At 58.8% G+C, this 4,514-nt stretch carries 3 protein-coding genes and 3 pseudogenes; 4 read left to right on the top strand and 2 right to left on the bottom strand.

Translation table 11 applies throughout. The features are described from left to right. A pseudogene (locus AB6804_RS31555) lies at positions 1-359 on the top strand (hypothetical protein); the annotation flags it as partial. A gap of 399 nt (positions 360-758) precedes the next feature. On the opposite strand, the gene AB6804_RS31550 reads toward AB6804_RS31555, so the two are convergent. Further along, complete coding sequence (locus AB6804_RS31550) at positions 759-1,190, bottom strand: response regulator (protein ID WP_370889789.1); 432 nt, start codon at positions 1,188-1,190, stop codon at positions 759-761. Positions 1,191-2,053: 863 nt separating this feature from the next. On the opposite strand from AB6804_RS31550, the gene AB6804_RS31545 reads away from it, so the two are divergent. The 3 genes and pseudogenes from AB6804_RS31545 to AB6804_RS31535 form a co-directional block, all read left to right on the top strand. Beyond that, positions 2,054-2,494 (top strand): antitoxin Xre-like helix-turn-helix domain-containing protein, encoded by a 441-nt coding sequence (locus tag AB6804_RS31545; RefSeq protein WP_370889788.1) that lies wholly within the window; start codon positions 2,054-2,056, stop codon positions 2,492-2,494. Beyond that, on the top strand, positions 2,491-2,970 hold the full coding sequence (locus AB6804_RS31540) for an RES family NAD+ phosphorylase (RefSeq protein ID WP_370889787.1): 480 nt from the start codon (positions 2,491-2,493) through the stop codon (positions 2,968-2,970). The genes AB6804_RS31545 and AB6804_RS31540 overlap by 4 nt, the downstream gene beginning before the upstream one ends. 351 nt (positions 2,971-3,321) lie before the next feature. Then, positions 3,322-3,895 (top strand): annotated as a pseudogene (locus tag AB6804_RS31535) (IS6 family transposase); the annotation flags it as partial. A 35-nt stretch (positions 3,896-3,930) separates the two neighbouring features. Here the strand turns inward: AB6804_RS31535 and istB are convergent. Continuing rightward, positions 3,931-4,441: pseudogene (gene istB, locus AB6804_RS31530) on the bottom strand (IS21-like element helper ATPase IstB); the annotation flags it as partial. Positions 4,442-4,514: the final 73 nt, after the last annotated feature.

Here is a 4,514-nt window from a genome sequence, read left to right as displayed (position 1 = left end):
ACTGGGAGTTCCGCAACCCTCTGTTTGCACCTATTACCACGCGGCGCCTGGCTTCACGGCATTCTGCAAGACCGACTATTTATCAGGGGGCATCTGGCCACGTCGGTAACCGGCCGCTACAGGCGATTATCGGTTCCAGTCAGACCGCATATCTTGGCGCATCCGGTCCCGACGCGAACAGTCAGATTGCCATGCGCGTCGGCGTCCGGCGCAAATTCTGCGCCAAGCGAGTTCGGCAGGTACGCGATGCCCTGGTTCATGAAGTGATAAGGCAAGCGTCTACAATTCATGCGGCCCCTGAAGCCGAGGTTCTGCATAAGGTTCGCGTGGCGCTAAGACGCCGACGCATGCTTTTGTAGACATACCGCCCAATGCGGGACACGGATTACGCCCGATGCCGAAGGCTCAAATTCGTCGAGCAAGAACCTCGACGAAGAAAACGACCAGCTCACTAATCTCCAGCGGCGGACTTTCAACGCCCTTCGTGGGGAGCATCCGTCGCCTTAAGCTTAGTCACCCTTTGCCAGTATGCGCGTTAGACGTATTCCGCTGCTTCCATTTCAGGCTGCTGCCAGCAAGGTCGTCTTCTCCAACGACCAGTGCGCGCCGGCGGCGCCGCTGCAGTTGGTGCAAAACTTAGTGTGGTTTGTCTGCGCGAGTTGTTCCTGCGGTAAACCGCGATACGTCGGGAAAGCGAACAGAGGTGGCCTCGGTAGGCACTTCGCATATTCTTGCGAAGCGTTTTCATCCTGCCACCGTCACTGAATGAATGCCTTGACTAGCTTCAGCATTTCCGTCAGAGCGACGCCTTTCTGCAGATAGCCGTCAAACTCACTGTCTCTTAACTGCCGCCGCACCTCGACTTCATCAAAAGCAGTAAAGGCGATGATGGCATTGCCGGCGGTCCGGGAGTCGCGTCGCAGCACGCGCGCGGCCTCGATGCCGTCGCATTCCGGCATTGAGACATCCATCAGAATGACATGCGGCGTCCAGACCCTCGCGGCCTCGGTGGCCTGCCGGCCGCCGAAAGCGGCGCGGCTGTCAATATCTTCCAAGGAGAGATAGGCGGCGATCGTAAACGCACCGTCGGGATTTCCATCGACGGCCAGAACTCGGGGGCGTTCGCCGTTCGTCGGCACGCGGCGGACTGTCCAGAGCAGAGCGAGACGGCGAAAGCTGACTGACAGCATGAGTATGAATCTACGTTGTTGGGGCTGCAGTCGTTGTGCCCGCCTTTCGATTTGCTGGCCAGAGGCCATGATTTGTCTGCGCGGATATTACCTGCTTTTTTCGCCGCATTTTCTCGGGGACGTCGCTCTTGATAAGATGTGTAGACGATAATGGAAGGTTACACCTATTTCCGACGCCAACAGCGTCTCGTCTTTAGGAGGAACAATGCCTGTGGACAACCTTCCGCTGAAATGGACCGGAGCCTTCGGCGCGATGCATTTATATGCCGAGTAAGGCGAGCGTGATTGGGGCGTTTAGCTTGACGGAGACGGTCAGCCACGTCGAAGGTAGTGGGCCGTACGCATGCCCATCATACCTATGCCGCTTGCGGGGGCACGACTTTGTACCTCACGTGTCCGGCGCAGTTAACGATGCGTCGCGTCAACTGCGCCGGACGCGGATTCTTGCCGGGCATCCGCGCACCATTCGCCGATTACCTTGGCCCGTGCCGCTGCTTCGCGCCCCCTCCGGCACCGTGATTCTTGCCGGCCTTGGTGTGATTCGCAGCGTGCTGTCCGCTGCTCGGCTTGTCGCTCGGTGTGGTCGCAGGCTTGCCGGAATTGGCTTCGGCCTTAGCGTCCTGTTCGGTCTGGCTACTGGGCGGTGCGGTCTTCACGTGTCTGTCCTCCTCATTGCATGACGTCGAATTTGGACTGGCCGGTCGAGCAAATCGCCAATAGCAGCCGTCCGCATAACGTCTAAGCAAGCATGGTTCCAGCGCTGGCGTCACGAGACATGTTGAAGCACAGTCAGCGAACATGCACAGAGCGCTAGCCGATCTGCCAATTTGGTGTAAAATAAATGCCAATTGGCAGGAGGTGCCATGACCGTCAACGTCGAAATTTCTGCAGATTCGTTGCTGGGCGGACGCTCAGTCCTGCCGCGCGCCCCTCGGTCCGGCCTCGATTGGGTGGAGATCGTCCGTCACGGCATATCCTCGCAGGCGCTCGATTCGATGCTCAGATCCATTGACCTTTCGCAATCAGAACTGGCCCAGGCGCTCGATATTCCAGAGCGCACCTTGGCGCGGCGTAAGCGCGAGGGAGTCTTCAGCCGCGAGGAGTCGGCCAAGCTGCTACGACTCGCGCGTATTGCGGCGCGCGCGGCGGAAGTGTTTGGCGATCTCGATCTGGCAATTGGGTGGCTCAAGGCGCCGGCAGCGGCGGTTGGAGATGCCACTCCGCTCAGCCTTCTCGATACGGACGTTGGTGCCGATAGCGTGATGGATACGCTCGGGCGCATCGAGCACGGAATCTTTGCATGACGTTGACGGCATGGCGGGTAGTGACAGAACGGTATGCCGACAGCGCCTTTTCTGGCGAAGGCGCGCGACTCTACGGTGGGCGGTGGAATCCAAAAGGCGTCGCGCTCGTGTATACAGCACACACACAATCGCTCGCGCTGCTCGAAATGCTCGTCCAGGACTCGCCGCTGCGGGCGCGGTATGTGCTCATTCCGGCCCGGATCCCTGACATCCTCATCGAACACGTCGATGCCGCGAAGTTGCCGGCCGACTGGCGGGAACTCAGTGCGCGGGCCGAGTTGCAACAAATTGGTGCGATGTGGGCGCGCAAGCGAACGAGCGCGGTGCTTGCCGTGCCGAGCGCGGTCGTCCCTGCTGAAACCAACTATCTGCTTAACCCCGGCCATCCAGACTTCGCACGAATCACGCTTGGAGCGCGCGATGAATGGCAAACCGACCCGCGATTATTGCGCCGCGCCGCGCGGGGCTACGCATAACAGCGTGCGCTGCCGACGCCTTACATAAAGGAATTTAGCGACGTTTCATATGTACTCCTACGTTGTCGCTAGACTGCGCGCGTCGCCGCTTTGCTCCCTCCGATTTGATGACGCTGGATGAATGCGAGCGCGATGACCCGCTTTGCGCGCGACAAGACCGAATGCACCTCTTCGACCCACATGGGTCCTACTACTTGACCGAATCTGAGCGGCCGATTCAAGCGGGCGGACTCAACGGCCATTCGCAGCCTCACATCGCGCCGCAGGTCATGCAGAGCGCTCCCCGTTACGGCTTTGTCGCAATAAGCGACGGGTATCATGAAATCGACAATACGAACGACGGGGCGCTTGATGACGATTCTGGGTCCAGCCTTGGCACGCGTGCTGAAGCGTTCGCATTATCCGCTCGACGTGATCCTGACGTGTGTCCGCTGGTATGTCGCGTATCCGCTTAGCCTTCGACACCTGGAAGAGATGATGGCGGAACGCAGGATATCGGTCGACCATTCAACCGTGCACCGCTGCGCCATCAAGGTGTTGCTGGTTCTGGAGAAGGCCTTTCGCCGCTACCAAAAAAGCCGTCGGCGGGAGCTGGAGAATGGATGAAAGTATGTCAAGGTTCGCGGCGAGTGGAAATACTTGTATCGCGCAGTCGACAAGGAAGGTAACACGGTCAACTTTCTTTTGCCTGCCCACCGTGACAAGGCTGCGGCGAGGCGCACCTCGAAAAGTCAATCGCGCAAAACGGCCCAACCCGAGACGGTGCCAATCGATAAAAGCGGCGGGAACCTGGCCGCGGTGCTGCCCTCAAGGCGGAGCGCTAAACAACGATCAAGATTCGCCAGAACAAATATCTGACAATGTTATTGGCCAAGATCATCGGGCGATCAAGCGGCGCACGCGGCCGATGCTGGGCTTCAAGAATTCTCCCCGTCCCGCATTTGTTGAGGTGCATCGAGCTCATTGTTTGTCGCTGGCCTTTCGACGGCGATAGCTTTCAACATTCAGTTCGAAGATCGTTCGAGTGATGGACGAGCCGATCAATGGCTGCGACCGTCATGCCGGGGTCGGGGAACACGTCATTCCATCCCGAGAATGGCTGGTTGGCCGTTATGAGAAGACTTTTACGCTCATACCTCTCGGCGATCAGTTCGAACAGCACACTGGTTTCGGCCTGGTCCTTACGCGCGTACGACAGGTCGTCCAGGATGATGAGATCAAACCGATCCAAGTTCGTGAGCGCGGATGGAAGTTGCAGGCTCTGACGCGCAGTCTGGAGCTTCTGGACGAGCTCGCTCGTGCATGTGAACAGCACTCGATAGCCGGCTTCGATTAAAGCGTGTCCGATGGCTGAACCTAAATGACTTTTGCCGCCACCGGGGGGCCCGAACAGGAGAATCGTGGCGCCTTTCTCCAGCCACGAATCTCCGGTCGCCAGTGCCGTGACATGCGCTTTCGAGACCATTGGCACTGAAGCGCACCGGGAACCTCGGAGACCGTTTTGCTGGAGTTAAGCAGCCATCGGCACTCCAGCGAGTTGCTCA

The organism is Caballeronia sp. RCC_10 (genome assembly GCF_041360715.1).
Lineage (GTDB): Bacteria > Pseudomonadota > Gammaproteobacteria > Burkholderiales > Burkholderiaceae > Caballeronia > Caballeronia grimmiae.
This window is presented reverse-complemented; position numbering and strand designations above follow the sequence as displayed.